Source organism: Pseudonocardia sp. GCM10023141, assembly GCF_042653605.1.
This window is the reverse complement of the sequence record NZ_JBHSIR010000022.1, coordinates 84,879-100,276: the sequence shown is the minus strand read 5'-3', so window position 1 is coordinate 100,276 and position 15,398 is coordinate 84,879. Positions and strand designations below refer to the sequence as shown.

At 72.4% G+C, this 15,398-nt stretch carries 15 protein-coding genes; 10 read left to right on the top strand and 5 right to left on the bottom strand.

What is annotated here, in order from left to right; genetic code table 11:
• The first annotated feature begins 74 nt into the window (after nt 1-74).
• The 6 genes from ACFPFQ_RS11795 (at nt 75) to ACFPFQ_RS11770 (ending at nt 6,580) form a co-directional block, all read left to right on the top strand.
• The gene (locus tag ACFPFQ_RS11795) at nt 75-458 is read left to right on the top strand and encodes a hypothetical protein (RefSeq protein ID WP_379617806.1); all 384 of its coding nucleotides are present in this window, start codon (nt 75-77) and stop codon (nt 456-458) included.
• Nucleotides 458-2,146 carry a cation acetate symporter gene (locus ACFPFQ_RS11790; protein ID WP_379617846.1) on the top strand — a complete coding sequence of 563 codons (1,689 nt, stop codon included), beginning with the start codon at nt 458-460 and terminating at the stop codon, nt 2,144-2,146. Before ACFPFQ_RS11795 ends, ACFPFQ_RS11790 begins: the two co-directional genes overlap by 1 nt.
• Nucleotides 2,147-2,358: 212 nt before the next feature.
• Complete coding sequence (locus ACFPFQ_RS11785; protein WP_379617804.1) at nt 2,359-2,718, top strand: DUF485 domain-containing protein; 360 nt, start codon at nt 2,359-2,361, stop codon at nt 2,716-2,718.
• A complete protein-coding gene (locus ACFPFQ_RS11780) occupies nt 2,715-4,355 on the top strand; it encodes a cation acetate symporter (protein ID WP_379617802.1) in 1,641 nt (546 codons plus the stop codon). The genes ACFPFQ_RS11785 and ACFPFQ_RS11780 overlap by 4 nt, the downstream gene beginning before the upstream one ends.
• 264 nt (nt 4,356-4,619) lie before the next feature.
• Nucleotides 4,620-6,080, top strand: coding sequence for a DHA2 family efflux MFS transporter permease subunit (locus ACFPFQ_RS11775; protein ID WP_379617800.1), 1,461 nt, complete (start codon nt 4,620-4,622; stop codon nt 6,078-6,080).
• Nucleotides 6,077-6,580: a MarR family winged helix-turn-helix transcriptional regulator gene (locus ACFPFQ_RS11770; RefSeq protein WP_379617798.1), complete on the top strand. Its 504-nt coding sequence runs from the start codon at nt 6,077-6,079 to the stop codon at nt 6,578-6,580. The genes ACFPFQ_RS11775 and ACFPFQ_RS11770 overlap by 4 nt, the downstream gene beginning before the upstream one ends.
• Here the strand turns inward: ACFPFQ_RS11770 and ACFPFQ_RS11765 are convergent.
• From ACFPFQ_RS11765 to ACFPFQ_RS11745, 5 genes are read right to left on the bottom strand one after another with little or no spacing between them, the layout of a single operon-like run.
• Nucleotides 6,488-6,829 carry a YrdB family protein gene (locus ACFPFQ_RS11765; protein WP_379617796.1) on the bottom strand — a complete coding sequence of 114 codons (342 nt, stop codon included), beginning with the start codon at nt 6,827-6,829 and terminating at the stop codon, nt 6,488-6,490. The two genes, ACFPFQ_RS11770 and ACFPFQ_RS11765, sit on opposite strands and share 93 nt — an antisense overlap.
• Before the next feature lie 10 nt (nt 6,830-6,839).
• On the bottom strand, nt 6,840-8,372 hold the full coding sequence (locus ACFPFQ_RS11760) for an AMP-binding protein (protein ID WP_379617794.1): 1,533 nt from the start codon (nt 8,370-8,372) through the stop codon (nt 6,840-6,842).
• Nucleotides 8,365-9,558 (bottom strand): acetyl-CoA acetyltransferase, encoded by a 1,194-nt coding sequence (locus tag ACFPFQ_RS11755; RefSeq protein WP_379617792.1) that lies wholly within the window; start codon nt 9,556-9,558, stop codon nt 8,365-8,367. Before ACFPFQ_RS11755 ends, ACFPFQ_RS11760 begins: the two co-directional genes overlap by 8 nt.
• Entirely contained in the window at nt 9,555-11,015 is a 1,461-nt protein-coding gene (locus ACFPFQ_RS11750; RefSeq protein WP_379617791.1) for an OB-fold domain-containing protein, read from the bottom strand. Before ACFPFQ_RS11750 ends, ACFPFQ_RS11755 begins: the two co-directional genes overlap by 4 nt.
• A gap of 42 nt (nt 11,016-11,057) precedes the next feature.
• Nucleotides 11,058-12,257, bottom strand: coding sequence for a TetR/AcrR family transcriptional regulator (locus ACFPFQ_RS11745; RefSeq protein WP_379617789.1), 1,200 nt, complete (start codon nt 12,255-12,257; stop codon nt 11,058-11,060).
• Nucleotides 12,258-12,356: 99 nt separating this feature from the next.
• Between ACFPFQ_RS11745 and ACFPFQ_RS11740 the strand changes: the two genes are divergently transcribed.
• From ACFPFQ_RS11740 to ACFPFQ_RS11725, 4 genes are read left to right on the top strand one after another with little or no spacing between them, the layout of a single operon-like run.
• Nucleotides 12,357-13,274 carry an SDR family oxidoreductase gene (locus tag ACFPFQ_RS11740; protein ID WP_379617787.1) on the top strand — a complete coding sequence of 306 codons (918 nt, stop codon included), beginning with the start codon at nt 12,357-12,359 and terminating at the stop codon, nt 13,272-13,274.
• Between the two features lie 32 nt (nt 13,275-13,306).
• The gene (locus tag ACFPFQ_RS11735) at nt 13,307-14,038 is read left to right on the top strand and encodes a dienelactone hydrolase family protein (protein ID WP_379617785.1); all 732 of its coding nucleotides are present in this window, start codon (nt 13,307-13,309) and stop codon (nt 14,036-14,038) included.
• Between the two features lie 8 nt (nt 14,039-14,046).
• Nucleotides 14,047-14,319: a DUF6295 family protein gene (locus tag ACFPFQ_RS11730; protein WP_379617783.1), complete on the top strand. Its 273-nt coding sequence runs from the start codon at nt 14,047-14,049 to the stop codon at nt 14,317-14,319.
• Nucleotides 14,319-15,398 (top strand): malate/lactate/ureidoglycolate dehydrogenase, encoded by a 1,080-nt coding sequence (locus ACFPFQ_RS11725; RefSeq protein WP_379617781.1) that lies wholly within the window; start codon nt 14,319-14,321, stop codon nt 15,396-15,398. Before ACFPFQ_RS11730 ends, ACFPFQ_RS11725 begins: the two co-directional genes overlap by 1 nt.

Below are 15,398 nucleotides of genomic sequence, written 5' to 3'. Positions count from 1 at the left end.
GTACACTCTCGCCGTCTTGATCGCCATACCCGGGTGACCTACCGTCACGCTGTTCGGGACGGAGGCACGCAGACATGAGTCGGCATCGCAGGGTGGCGGTGGCCAGCCCGCAGACCCGGCTGGCGCTCGCCCGCAGGCGCACGGTGCGGGCCGAGCCGCCCCACCTCGCCCCGGCCGACCTGGAACGGGCCCGGCGCATCCACCGGGTGCAGCTGCGCCGTGCCGTGTGGACGGTCGGCCTGCTGGCGGTGCTGATCATCGGGCTGCCGGTGCTGCTGTGGCTGCTCCCCGAGCTCGACGGGGTGCGGCTCGCGGGTGTCCCCGTGTCCTGGCTGGCCGTGGCGGTGCTGCCCTACGTCGTGTTGGTGCTGCTCGCCGGGTGGCACCTGCGCCGGGCCGAGCAGGCCGAGCGGGGCGAGTCGCCGGCGCCTTCGAGCCGGTCGGGGCTGCCGCGGTGATCGTCGGCGCGATCATCCTGGTCGTCGGCGCGGCGCTGCTCATCGGCGCGCGTGGCGTGGCGGCCATCCGCAGCACGTCGGACTTCCTGGTGGCCTCGCGGCGGATCTCGCCGTCGCTCAACGCGGCGGCGGTGGCGGGGGAGTACCTCTCGGCGGCGTCGTTCCTCGGGGTCGCCGGGCTCGTCGCGAAGGACGGGATCGGGGCGCTGTGGTACCCGGTCGGGTTCGCCGCCGGCTACATCGTGATGCTCGCGCTCGTCGCCGCCCCGATGCGCCGCACCGGGGCGCTGACCGTGCCCGACTTCGCCGAGGCCCGGCTGGGCTCGCCGCTGCTGCGCAAGCTCTCGGCGGTGGTGGTGCTGGTGATCGCGCTGCTGTACCTGGTGCCGCAGTTCAAGGCGGCCGGGATGGTGCTGACCGTGGTCAGCGGCACGCCCTACTGGGTGGGCGTGGTCGTGGCCGGCGTCGCCGTGAGCGTCACGCTCGCGCTGGGCGGCATGCGCGCGGCCACCTACGTGCAGGCGTTCCAGTTCGGCCTCAAGATGCTGCTGTTCATCGTGCCGGCGATCTGGCTCGTGCTGCAGGTCGGCGACGCGACGCGCGCCAAGGCGCTCGCACCCGTCGAGTTCACGCGGTTCGACCACGCCACGCCCGTCGACTTCCGGCTCGACACGGAGCTGACGATCACCGAGAAGACGCTCGTCGAGCGGGGCGGTGGCCCCGTGGAGACGCTCGCACCCGGCCGGTACACGGCCGTCGCCGGCAGCAGGTGGGTCTTCGCCGACGGCGCGGACGTCCCGGACGTCGCGGGTGCTCCCGCACCCGGCGGCCCCGGCTGGGCGCGCCCGCTGCTGGATCCCGGCCAGGCCGGCCACCCGGTGCTCATGACGCTGTCGGTGCTGGTGGCGACGGTGCTGGGCACGATGGGGCTGCCGCACATCATCGTCCGGTTCCACACGAGCGCCGACGGCCGTGGGGCGCGGCGCACCGCGGCGATCACCGTGGGCCTGCTCAGCGTCTTCTACCTGTTCCCAGCCGTGTACGGGCTGATCGGCACGGTGCTGGCGCCGGAGCTGTTCCTCTCCGGCGGCACCGACACGGTGGTGGTGGAACTGCCCGCCCGCGTCGACAGCGGCTGGGCCGGCACGTTCTTCACCGCACTGCTCTCCGCGGGTGCCTTCGCTGCCTTCCTCGCCACCTCGCTCGGGCTCGTGCTGGCCCTGTCGGGTGCCGTGTCGCACGACCTGCTGCCCGGCACCACCGTGCGCCGCCTGCGGTTCACCACGCTCGGTGCGGCCGCGGTCGGGGTGCTGCTGGCACTGCCCGCCGTGCACCTGGACGTCGGCGTGCTCGTCACGTCGGCGTTCGCGGTGGCCGCGTCCACGTTCTGCCCGTTGCTGGTGCTCGGGATCTGGTGGTCGCGGCTCACCGCGCGCGGCGCCGTCGCCGGGATCGTGGCCGGGCTCGCGGGCTCGGCGGGCGGGATCGGGGTGGACCTGTTCCTCGGGTCGCCGTCGGGGCTCGCGTCGATCCTGCTCGGCCAGCCCGCACTCTGGACGGTGCCGCTGGCGTTCGCGACGATGGTGCTCGTGTCGTTGCGGGGCCGTCCCCCCGCCTGGGCGCCCGCCGCGATGTACCGGTTGCACCTCGACGAGACCCGTGACGACGCGCGGCGAACGGCACCCTGAGCCCTCGCCCCGATACTCCATGTGGCCGATGACGGCCCGGAAGTCACCCCGCTCTGACGCACCGTGACCGCGTGACCGCTCGTCGTGAGATCCGACCGTTCGTCAGCCGTTCGTCGCGCCGCCCGGCGACGTGTCGTGCGCCACTTTCGCCCGGGGCGGCACCCGGTTTTCCTGTGCTCCGGCTCTACGAGGAGTCGGAAGGAGACACCGCCATGAGTACGACCGAGTCGTCGCCGCCTGAGGACGTACGCGACTGGACAACGGTGCAGTCGTCGCCGGAGTTCCAGGACCTCCGACGCAGGCTGCGCACCTTCGTCTTCCCACTGACGGGCCTGTTCCTGGCCTGGTACCTGCTCTACGTGCTGCTGGCCAGCTACGCCGCGCCGTTCATGTCGATCAAGCTTTTCGGCAACATCAACGTGGGCCTCGTCTTCGGGCTGCTCCAGTTCGTGTCGACGTTCGCGATCACCGCCTGGTACGTGCGGTTCGCGGCCAAGCGGTACGACCCGCTGGCCGAGAAGCTGCGTGGCGAGCTGGAGGGCGTCGACATCGTGAAGGGTGACAAGGCATGAGGGTCCTCGCGCAGGGGGTGGCGGGCAGCGAGCCGCTGCTCAACATCGGGATCTTCGCGATCTTCGTCGTGATCACGCTGGTGATCGTGGTGCGGGTGAGCCGCAAGGCCCGCTCGGGCGCGTCGGACTTCTACACCGCGGGCAGCGCGTTCACCGGACCGCAGAACGGCATCGCGATCTCCGGCGACTACCTGTCGGCCGCGTCGTTCCTCGGCATCGCGGGCGCGATCGCGCTGAACGGCTACGACGGCTTCCTGTACTCCGTCGGCTTCCTCGTCGCGTGGCTCGTCGCGCTGCTGCTGGTGGCGGAGCTGCTGCGCAACACCGGCAAGTTCACGATGGGCGACGTGCTGGCGTTCCGGATGCGGCAGCGACCCGTCCGCGCCGCAGCCGCGACCTCGACGCTGGTGGTGTCGTTCTTCTACCTGCTGGCCCAGATGGCGGGCGCGGGCGGCCTGATCGCGTTGCTGCTCAACGTCACCGACAAGACGACGCAGGCGTTCGTGATCGCGATCGTCGGCGTCCTGATGATCGCCTACGTGCTCATCGGCGGCATGCGCGGCACGACGTGGGTGCAGATCATCAAGGCGGCACTGCTGATCATCGGCGCCGGCGTCATGACGCTGTGGGTGCTGGGGCTGCACGGGTTCAACCTGTCGGCGCTGCTCGGTGACGCCGTGAGCAAGGCGGGCGACGCCGGTGCGGCGCTGCTCAACCCGGGCAAGCAGTACGGCAAGACCGGCACGTCGAAGCTGGACTTCATCTCGCTGGGGCTGGCGCTCGTGCTCGGCACGGCCGGCCTGCCGCACATCCTGATGCGCTTCTACACGGTGCCGACGGCCAAGGAGGCCCGCCGTTCCGTGGTGTGGGCGATCTGGCTGATCGGGCTGTTCTACCTGTTCACGCTCGTGCTCGGCTACGGCGCCGGCGCGCTGGTGGGCCCGACGGCGATCGCGAAGGCACCCGGTGGCGCCAACTCGGCGGCGCCGCTGCTCGCCTACGCGCTCGGTGGCACCGTGCTGCTGGGCATCATCGCCGCGGTCGCCTTCGCGACGATCCTCGCGGTGGTGGCCGGGTTGACGATCACGGCGTCGGCGTCGTTCGCCCACGACATCTACGCCAACGTGATCAAGAAGGGCAAGGTCAGCGGCAAGGACGAGGAGGTCAAGGTCGCCCGGATCACCGCCGTGGTGATCGGCATCGTGGCGATCTTCGGCGGGGTGCTGGCCAACGGCCAGAACGTCGCGTTCCTCGTGGCGCTGGCGTTCGCGGTGGCGGCGTCGGCGAACCTGCCGACCATCCTGTACTCGCTGTTCTGGAAGCGGTTCAACACCTCCGGCGCGCTGTGGAGCATCTACGGCGGCCTCGTGATCACGATCGTGCTGATCATCTTCTCGCCGGTGGTGTCGGGCAAGGCCGTGGACGCGACGACGGGCAAGAGCCCGTCGATGCTGCAGGGCGTGGACTTCCACTGGTTCCCGCTCGACAACCCCGGCCTCGTCTCGATCCCGCTCTCGTTCCTGCTCGGCTACCTGGGCACGGTGCTGAGCAAGGAGAAGGCGGACGCGAACAAGTACGCGGAGATGGAGGTGCGGGCGCTCACCGGCGTCGGCTCCGAGGGAGCCGTCGAGCACTGATCGGGCTCCACGGTCTCTCCAGCGGGGTGACATCACTGACGATCGGCGTCAGCGATGTCACCCCGCTGGACGTTTCCCGGGCCGACGCCCGCACCCGCAGGTTGGTCTCCCGCATCGCGACGGCGCAGGGCGGGTCGCTCGCACACACCGGGGCGTGCCCGCACACACCGTGGGAGGTGTGTGCGGGCGCACTTCGGTGTGTGCGAGCGGTCAGGTGGTTGTAATGTCGTAACGGTTATAGGCGTACAACTATCGGGGGATCGGGTGCCGGAACTCTCCAGGCGACGCAAGCAACTGGTGCTCGCCATCTGCTGCATGAGCCTGTTCATCGTCGGCCTCGACAGCACGATCGTGAACCTCGCCCTGCCCTCGATCCGCACCGAGTTCGGCGCCTCGGTGTCGCAGCTGCAGTGGACCATCGATGCCTACACGCTCGTGCTGGCCAGCCTGCTGATGCTGGCGGGCTCCACCGGCGACCGCATCGGGCGGCGACGGACGTTCCAGACCGGGCTGGTCCTGTTCACGATGGGGTCGCTGCTGTGCAGCGTCGCCCCGAACGTCGGGCTGCTCGTGGTGTTCCGCATGGTGCAGGCCGTCGGCGGGTCGATGCTGAACCCGGTGGCCATGTCGATCATCACCAACACGTTCACCGATCCGCGCGACCGGGCCAAGGCGATCGGCGTCTGGGGCGGCGTCATCGGGCTGAGCATGGCCTTGGGTCCGCTGGTCGGCGGTGCGCTGGTCGACTCCGTCGGCTGGCGGTCGATCTTCTGGATCAACGTGCCGTTCGGGGTGGCCGCCGTCGTGCTCGCCGCGCTGTTCGTGCCCGAGTCGCGCGCGCCGCGGGCCCGCCGGCTCGACCCCGTCGGGCAGCTGCTCGTGATCGTGCTGCTCGCCAGCGTGACGTTCGGCATCATCGAGGGTGCCGAGGCCGGCTGGGGCTCCCCGCTCATCGTCGGCAGCTTCGTGCTGGCCGCCGCCGCGCTCGTGGGTCTCGTGCGCTACGAGCCGCGGCGCACCGACCCGCTGCTGGACCTGAGGTTCTTCCGCAGCATCCCGTTCGCCGGAGCCACGGTGATGGCGGTGGCCGGCTTCGCGGCCATGGGTGGTTTCATGTTCCTCACCGCGCTCTACCTCCAGGACGTCCGGGGCTTCTCGGCGCTGCACGCCGGGCTGCTGACGCTGCCGATGGCGGGGATGACGGCGGTGCTCGCCCCGATCGCGGGGCGCATCGTGGCGGCACGGGGCGCCCGCCTGCCGCTGGTGGTGGCAGGCGTGTTCCTCATCGCGAGCGCGCTCGTGCTCACCACGTTGCGGGTGGACACCCCGATCGGCGTGATCATCGCCGCGTTCGCGATGTTCGGCGTCGGGTTCGGTCTGCTCAACGCGCCCATCACCAACGCCGCGGTGTCGGGGATGCCGCGGGCGCAGGCCGGGGTGGCGGCTGCGGTCGCCTCCACCAGCCGGCAGGTGGGAGGCGCGCTGGGCGTCGCGGTACTGGGCGCGGTGGTGACAGGCGCAGTGGTGACGGGCGGTGCGACGGGCGCGCTCGGCGTCGGGTTCACCGAGGCCAGCCACGTCGGGTGGTGGATCATGGCGGGCTGCGGTGTGGTGGTGCTCGCGGTCGGGTTCGTCTCGACCGGAGCGTGGGCGCGGCGGACGGCCGACACCGCGGCCGAGCTCTTCGAGGCCGAGGCGCCCCGCCCGGTGGCGGCCGCGCGATGACCGACGGTGCCGCGGCGCGGGCCTGGCTCGGCATGCGCACGCTGGTGTTCGAGCGCTACGACCGGCGCCACCAGGTGTGCGCAGCGCTGGGCATGAGCTTCATCAAGGTCAAGGCACTGCGTCGGGTGGCGCACGCCCCGTTGACGATGCGGGAGCTGACCGAGCAGCTGGCCACCGACAAGCCCTACACCACGCTGGTGGTGGACGACCTGGAGCGGCGCGGGCTCGTGGTGCGCAGCGTGCACCCCGACGACCGGCGCAGCAAGATCGTCACCGTGACGCCGGCCGGTGCCGTCGAGGCCGCGCGCGCCGATGCGATCCTCGAGGCGCCGCCTGCGGCGCTGTCCGCGTTGCCGGCGGCAGACCTGGCGGCGCTGGACCGGATCATCGCGGTGCTGGCGGCGGGCTCAGCTGCGCCCCCAGACGGTGGCGAGGCCGAGGTTGACGACCACGAGCACGCCCAACACGATGGCCGCGGTGGGGTGACCGGCGGCCGCTAGCGCCGCCACCGCCAGGCCGAACACCACGATCTTGGCGATGAGCAGCCAGGGCATCGCGAGGCGGTGGGTCGAGGTGGGTGCGAGCGCGTACGCCCAGACGGCGATCATCAGCGCGGGCGCGGCGATCCCGAGGACGATGCGCAGCACCAGGGTGGGCCCGACCGTGGCGCCCCACACCGCGAGCGTGGCCAGCGCGGCCAGCTCGAGCAGGAAGGCGAGCACATCGTTGGCCTGCTTCAGTGCGTTCATGTCGTGCTGGTCAACGGGCGTAGCGCTCCTTCAGCTTCCGTTTGAAGAGCTTGCCGCTGTCCTCCCGCGGCAGGTTCGCGTCGAACTCGACGATACGGGGCACCTTGTAGCTCGCCAGGTTCTCCCGGATGTGGGTGCGCACGTCGTCGGGTGTGAGCCCCGCCGCCGGGTCGACGTCGACGTGCGCGGCCAGCGACTCCCCGAACTCGGCGTCGGGGATGCCGAACACCGCGGCGTCGCGGACGCCGGGCAGGCTCAGCAGGCACGCCTCGATCTCGGCCGGGTAGATGTTGACGCCGCCGGAGATCACCATGTCGGATGCGCGGTCGCTGAGGTACAGGTAGCCGTCGGCGTCGAGGTGCCCGACGTCGCCGACGGTGATGAACCCGCCTGCGCGCTCGACCGCGGCGCGCTTGGCCGGGTCGCCGCGGTAGGTGAAGTTCGGCCAGAACGACGGCGGCCGGGCGTAGACGTGGCCGGTGGTGCCGGCGGGCAGCACGGCGCCATCGTCGTCGTAGATCCGGATCTCGGCGTCGGCGACGGCCGTGCCGACCGTGCCGGGGTGGTCGAGCCACTGCTGCGCGTCACACGCCACGACGGCGCCGCTCTCCGTGCCGCCGTAGTACTCCCGCACGATCGGGCCGAACCAGTCGATGATCGCGTGCTTGACGTCGACCGGGCACGGCGCCGCGGCGTGGACGATCGCCCGCAGCGACGACAGGTCGTAGCGGCCGCGCACCTCGGGCGGCAGCCGCAGCAGCCGGACGAACATGGTCGGCACCATCTGCGTCGAGTTGATCCGCTGCTCCTCGACGAGCCGCAGGAACTCCTCTGGATCGAACCGAGCCATGATCGTCAGGTCCAGCCCGGCGGCCGCTGCGACGGCGGAGTGGGTGTTGGGTGCGGTGTGGTAGAGCGGCGCGGGCAGCAGTACCCGGTGGTCGGCCTCGATCCCGAAGATCTGGAACAGGCCCCGACCGCCTGCCGCGGTCTGCTCCGGCGTGGACAGCTCGCGCTCCACCCCCTTGGGGGTGCCGGTGGTGCCCGAGGTGTAGATCATCGCCGCCGGCCTGGCCGCAGGGTCGCCCTCCCACGGCGGGTGCTCGCCGACCAGCCGCTCGAGGTCGGGGTGGCGCCCCGAGAGCGCGACCGGCCCCGACAGCCCGTACCCGGCGACGAGCCCGTCCGGCACGGCCACCTCGATCACCGGAACCGACGGCGCCACGTCCGGTCCGGCCAGCGCGTCCTCGACCACCGACAGCAGGTGCGAGTGCGCGAGCACCAGCGTGGCCGCGCTGTCGGTGAGCAGGTGGCGCAGCTCGGCGCCCTTCCAGTGCCAGTTCACCGGTACCGGGACGACGCCGAGCAGCCCGGCCGCGATCGTCGCCTCGACGAACGTGACGTCGTTGCGCAGCACCAGCGCCACCCGGTCACCGGGCTGGACGCCCAGCTCCGCCATCGCCGAGGCCAGCCGCGCGGCGCGCTCCCGTACCACCGGGTAGGACCGCTCGACGGGTCCGCACCGGACGCCGGCCTCAGCCACGCTCGGCGCCCACGACGGAGACGAACGAGACGCACTCACCCGGTGCGCCGCCCAGGTTGTGGGTGAGCCCGTAGCGCTTGCCGCGCTCGGCGATGCGGCGCCCCGCGGGAGCCTCACCGCGCAGCTGCAGCCAGCACTCGAACAGCATCCGCAGTCCGGACGCGCCGATCGGGTGGCCGAAGCTCTTGAGCCCGCCGTCGGGGTTGACGGGCAGCGCGCCGTCGAGCGCGAAGCGGCCGTCCATCGTGTCGCGGCAGGCCGTGCCGCGCGCGGAGAACCCGAGGTCCTCCATGAGCACCAGCTCGGTGGGGGTGAAGCAGTCGTGCACCTCGGCCATCATCAGCTCGTCGGCGGGGGAGGTGATGCCGGCCTGCGCGTACGCGTCGCGCGAGGAGCGCACCACCTCCTCGAAGGTGGTGTAGTCGTAGTGCGGGTCGATCGGGCCGCTGCCGGGGCCGGCGGCGAACGCCAGCGCCTTCACGTACAGCGGGTCGTCGGTGTAGTGGTGGGCGTCCTCGGCGCGGACGATGATCGCGGCCGCGGCGCCGTCGCTGACCCCGGAGCAGTCGAAGATGCCCAGGTCACCGGCCACCGGCGTGGCGTTGGCGATCCTCTCCTCCGGCACCTCGGCCTGGAACTGGGCGCGCTCGTTGCGGGCCCCGTTGAAGTGGTTCTTGTAGGCCACGCGCGTCATGGCCCTCTTGACGTCGGCCCGCGCGACGTCGTACTTCGCCGCGTAGGCGGGGGCGAGCATCGAGAACCGGGCGGGCGCGCTGAGCGTGCCGCCGGTGCCGTCGGACGGCGGTGCGGCACCGACGAGTCCCGAGTACCCGGAGTCCTTCAGCTTCTCGACACCGATGGCCATCGCCACGTCGTAGGCACCCGACGCCACGGCGTAGCAGGCGTTGCGGAAGGCCTCCGAGCCCGTGGCGCAGAAGTTCTCGACACGCGTGACCGGCTTGTAGTCGAGCTTGAGCGCCGAGGACAGGAGCATCCCCGACGAGCCGGAGCCCAGCGTGCCGAGCCAGTACGCGTCGACGTCGTCCTTGGCGACACCCGCCGAGGCGTAGGCGGCCGATGCCGCCTCCACGAGCATGTCGGCGGTGGAGAGCTCCCAGCGCTCGCCGAACCGGGTGCACCCCATCCCGACGATCGCGACGCGGTCCTTGATGCCGTGTGAACTCATCGTTCTCCCTCGCTGCTCGCCGGGCGGGCCTTCCAGAAGTAGTTGTGGACGCCGTCGGCGCTGGAGATCCGGCGGAAGGTCATCTCGACGCGGCTGCCGACAGCGGGCTCGACCGCGCCGAGGTCGGTGAGCTCGCAGGAGTAGCGCCCGCCCCCGTCGAAGTCGATGACGGCGGCCACCACCGGCGGTGCCAGGGAGAACGCCAGGTGATCGACGGTGTAGGTGGCCACTGTGCCCAGCGCGTCGGCCAGCGGCTGCGCGACCATCCGATCGGTGGCGCCGCAGCGCAGGCAGACCCGTTGCGGCGGGAGGTGGCGCGTGTCGCACTCGGTGCAGCGGCTGCCCACGAACGCGAACTTCCAGTCGGCCCGGCGCAGCGACGGCGGGGCCGCGGCCCGATCGGGTGCGGGCCGGCGCGGCTGCTGGCGGGTGAGCAGCCCGCGCCAGCTCAGGAAGTCGACGTAGGAGACGTCGCCGGTGCCGCGCGCGATCTGCGCAGCGAGCGTGTCGGGGACCCGGACGTTCTCGGTGGCCCGGAACAGCAGCGTGTCGGCGCCGTCGGCGAGGACGGTCAGCGCCAGCACCTGGCCGGGCTCGGCGGCGTCGAGCAGCGCGGCGAGCGCGATGCCGGCGTGCGCGGTGCCGGTGTAGCCGATGACGCCGCTGACGTCCGGCAGCACCGCCTCGGTGGCCACGCCGCTGCGAGCGAGGAACCCCTTCGCGGCGCGCGGCGCGAGACCGGTGATGGCGATCCGGCCGATGTCGCCGGCGGCGAGGCCGGTGGACTTCAGCGCACCCTCGAGCGAGAGTGCGGCCAGCCGGGTGTACTCCCGTTCACCGAAACGCTCCTCCCACGAGCTCGACCACGGCTCGCCGGGGGAGCGCCAGCGGTCGAGGAACTCCGCGCTGGCCGCGCCGGATCCGAGGAACTCCGCGCGCAGCGCGCCGGGCTCGGCCGATCCGACGACGAGCGCTGCCGCCGCGTCGCCGCTGCCGATCTCGTCGGCGCCGCTGCCCGCCCCGGTGCGCACGTCCGCGAGCGCGACGAGCGTGCGCCCGGGCCGGTAGAGGCCCGCGAGCAGCGCGGCGACCCCGGATCGCACGGCCCCACCGACGTCGGCGGCGTGCACGTCCGGTGGCAGCAGCAGCGCCGCGTGCACCGCGGTGGCGTTGGTCTTGTCGACATAGGCCGGGGTGCTGGTGGCCAGCAGCACGGCCCCGATCGCCGGGTCGGCCCCGGTGGCCCGCACGGCCCGGCGCGCCGCCTCCACGGCCATGGTGGTGGTGTCCTCGTCAGGTCCGGCGACCGCGCGACTGCCCCGGCCCGCCGGGCGCCCGTAGGCCGCGTCGACCGTGGCGCGCCGGAGCCGCCAGTACGGGATGTGGACGCCGCTCGCGATGATGCCGACCCGGGTGGGGCCGTCGCTGTGGACTTCAGTGGCCACTGCCGATGTCATGCCGCCTCCGGCTCGCTCGGGTGTCTCGAAGGTACGTACGCGTTAACTCGAGGGCAATGCCGCGCCGGGTGCCAGTACCGCCGTGGCCACGCTGGTGAGCTCGGTGTCCAGGTGGGGACGCCGCGCGAGGCCGTTGCTGGTGATCACCTCGTTGACGAGTGCGAACGCGGCGCGGGTGCGCAGCGTCGCCTCGTCCGGCGGCATCCGGGGGTGTGCCGCCAGCAGCACGTGGCGCAGCTCGGCGACGTAGGAGCGCTGGTTGCGGCGGCGGCGCTCCTGGTGCTCCGCGGCGAGGAAGGCGACCTCGGTGGTGTTGATGACGATCAGGTCGCGGTGCTCGATCGCGATGCGGACGTAGCCGCCGATGATCTGTTCGACGGCCGCGGCGGCGTCGTGCGCCCCCGCGAGCGCGGCGGCGATGCCGGCGGCGATCTGCTCCGATGCGCGCAGCGACATCGCCGCCAGCAGCTCGTCCTTGCTCGCGAAGTGCCGGTTGACCGCCGACGCCGTGATGCCGACCTCGGTGCCGATGTCGCGCAGGCTGACGGCGGCGTAGCCGCGCCGGCGGAACAGCTCGGAGGCCGCGGCCAGCACCGCCTCGCGGCGCGACGCGTGCTGCAGGCGCACGCGAGGCGGCTCCGGGTCGGGCGTCGCCGCGGCCGCCGACGGCGGCAGCACGGTGTGCAGGACCGCCTCGACGAGCCGCTCGGCGAGCTCGGCGCGCGGTGTGGTCGGGGTCGGCGGGCTGAAGGCGGCGCCGATGACCACGCCACCGCACGCCTGCAGGAGCAGGGGAGCGGTGGGGAACCCGCCCGTAGCAGCGGCCGGCAGGAACGTCTCCCACGACCGGGTCAGCTCGGCCCGGCAGGCCGCCACCCGAGCCCGTGCGGCGGGTTCGAGGTGGCGGGTCTGGCGCAGGGCGACGACCAGCGCGTCCGGGTCGTGCAGGCCCGCGGTGATGGTCGCCTGCAGCAGGGGGCCGCGGCGTGCGGAGCTGCGGAGCGGCTCCCCGAGCAGCTCGCGCTGCTGGTCGACCTGGTCGAGCCAGCCGTTGACGATGGCGGCCAGCACGGCCTGCTTCCCGGTGAAGTGGCGGTAGACGCCGGGGCCGGTGATGCCGACGGCCGCGCCGATGTCGTCGATGCCGACACCGGCGAAGCCGCGCCTGCGGAACAGTCGGGCCGCGGCGGCGACGATGTCGGCGCGACGGGCGTCGCTGCGCTCGGCTCGGGACAGGGTCACGCCACTCCTCGCTGAGTTAACGGCTGTTGACGCTATCAGAGGCCCTGGCTAACGTCGTTGTCGTTGTGCGACTGGTGGATTTCACACAGGAGTGAACGCATGCCCACACTGCACGGGAGAACGGCGATCATCACCGGTGCCGGTCGGGGCCTGGGCCGGGCCCACGCCCTGCTGTTCGCCGAGCTGGGGGCCGCCGTGGTCGTCAACGACAACGGGGCCGGGCCCGACGGGCGCGGTGACGACGGCAGCAACCCGGCTCACGAGGTGGTCGCGCAGATCACCGCGGCGGGTGGCCGAGCGGTGGCCCACATCGGGAGCGTGTCGGACTGGAACACCGCGGGCGACATGGTGCAGCTCGCGCTCGACGAGTTCGGCGGCCTGGACGTGCTGGTCAACAACGCCGGCATCCTGCGTGACCGCACGGTGGTCAACATGACCGAGCAGGACTGGGACGGTGTGGTCGACGTCCACCTGAAGGGCCACTTCTGCCCGCTGCGCCACGCCGCGAACCACTGGCGGGCCGAGACGAAGGCGGGCCGTGCCGTGCACGCGTCGGTGATCAACACATCGTCCGGTTCGGGGCTGCGCGGCAATCCCGGTCAGCTCAACTACGCCGCGGCGAAGGCGGGGATCGCGGCGATGACGATCGTGGCGGCGCAGGAGCTTCACCGCTACGGCGTGCGGGTCAACGCGATCGCGCCGATCGCGCGCACGCGGCTGACCGAGCAGACGCCGGGGATCGGCGAGCTGATCAAGCAGGTGGGCGAGGGGTTCGACGTGTGGGCGCCGGAGAACGTCTCGCCGCTGGTGGCGTGGCTGGCCACCGCGGAGTGCCACGCGTCGGGGCAGGTGTTCGGCGTCGGTGGTGGCCGCGTCGGGCTCGAGCAGGGCTGGACCGAGACCGAGGTGTTCGAGCGCGGCGAGCGCTGGACGGTCGACGAGCTGCACGAGGCGCTGGCCGGGGTGCCGTCGGCGCCGCGGTCGTTCACGTCGTCGCTCACGAAGTTCGACGGCTGAGTCGAGTAGTTTCTGGGTTCGTGAGCGATGCTATGCAAGCCGGATCCGTGACGATCACCGGACATGGCGGAGACGAGATCGAGGCGTACCTGGCCACCCCGCTCGACGGCGGGCCGCGCGGCAGCGTCGTGGTGATCCACCACATGCCGGGTTACGACGCCTCGACGAAGGAGATCGTGCGGCGCTTCGCCGTCGAGGGGTACGCGGCGTTGTGCCCGAACCTCTACCACCGGGAGGCGCCGGGCGCGGCGCCCGACGATGCCGCGGCCGCCGTCCGGGCGCTGGGCGGTGTGCCCGATGAGCGGCTCGTGGGCGACGTCGGCGGTGCGGCCGCGCACCTGCGCGGGCTGGACGGCTCGAACGGCAAGGTCGGCACCATCGGCTACTGCTCGGGCGGGCGGCACTCGTTCCTCGCCGCCTGCTCGCTCGAGCTGCAGGCCGCGGTCGACTGCTACGGCGCGTTCGTCGTCAACGACCCGCCGCCCAACATTCCCAAGGCGATGCAGCCGCTGTTGCACCTCGCCCCGGAGCTGTCCTGCCCGCTGCTGGGGCTCTTCGGTGCCGACGACAAGTTCCCGGCCCCGGACGAGACCGCGAAGCTCGCCGCGGAGCTGGAACGCCTGGGCAAACCGCACGAGTTCCACACCTACGACGGCGCGGGCCACTCGTTCTTCTCCGTGGACCGCCCGTCCTACCGGCCGGAGGCCGCCGTCGACGGCTGGCAGCAGATCCTCTCCTTCTACGGCACCCACCTGGCGAGCTGAGGCGTCCCATGTGCACCTACCTGACCGAGAAGATCACCGTCGACGGCAGCGGCAAGGGCGCCACCGGCTGGTTCGCCGGTACCGAGGCCATCGTCTACGTCGACCATCCCGTGCACGCGCAGTACGGGCACACCGTCAACATCGACGTCCTCAACCCGACGCTGGGCCCGTCGGCGCGGGTGGCGCTGGAGCTGACGGAGGAGACGGCGCGGGCACTGGCCGCCGCGATCGAGCGGGCGCTGGCGTCGGCGCCCGCCGGGATCGCGTCGGTCGACCAGTAGTGGAGCCGCCCGTCCACGTTCCCGCGCATGAGCTCGAAGCGCGCGTGCAGGCGATCTTCGTCGCGGCCGGGTGCGCCGCCGACGAGGCCGGCCGGATCGCGCGCGAGCTCGTCGGCGCCAACCTCGCGGGCCACGACAGCCACGGCGTCGTCCGCGTCCCGCTGTACGTGTCGCTGCTGCGCGCTGGGCACGTGCTGCCCGGCGTCACCGCCGAGGTCGTCACCGACGGTGGTGCGTTCGCCGTGATCGACGGGGGGTTCGGCTTCGGGCAGACCGTGGCGCCCCAGGCCGTGGCGTTCGGCGTCGAGCGGGCGTCGCGCGACGGCATCTGCATCGTCGCGCTGCGCAATGCCGGCCACATCGGCAGGGTGGGCGCCTACGCGGAGACGGCGCTGGCCGCCGGCCTGATCTCGATCCACTTCGTCAACGTCGCGGGTTCGGTGCTGGTGGCGCCGTTCGGCGGTGTGGAGCGACGGTTCTCGACGGCACCGATCGCGATCGGGGTGCCGCTGCCGGAGCGGCCGCTGGTGCTGGACTTCGCGACGTCGCTGGTGGCGGAGGGCAAGGTCCAGATGGCGTCCTACGGCGGCAAGGCGCTGCCGTCGGACGCGCTCGTGGCGCCGGACGGCAGCGCGTCCGACGATCCGCGCACGCTCTACGGCGACTACGCCCCCGGCGACGTGCGGCTGGCCGGCAACGGCCTGGGTGCGCTGCGCGCGTTCGGCGGGCACAAGGGCTCGGGCCTGGCGCTGATGTGCGAGCTGCTGGCCGGCGCGTTCACCGGCGGCGGCACGTCCGGCGGGCCCGAGAGCGGGGCCCGCGGGCGGATCACCAACGGGATGCTCTCGATCTACCTCTCGCCGCGGCACTTCGGCACCCAGGAGGAGTTCGAGCGGACCGGTCGGGAGTACGCGGACTGGGTGGCGTCCTCACGACCGGCCGTCGACGGCGTCGACGTGCTGTTGCCGGGTGAGCCGGAGGCGCGCACGCGGGCGGAGCGGCTGGCCGGGGGCGTGCCGCTGCCCCCGGCGCAGTTGGCGGCGATCGAGCAGGTGGCCGCGGAGGTGGGGGCCGGGTAG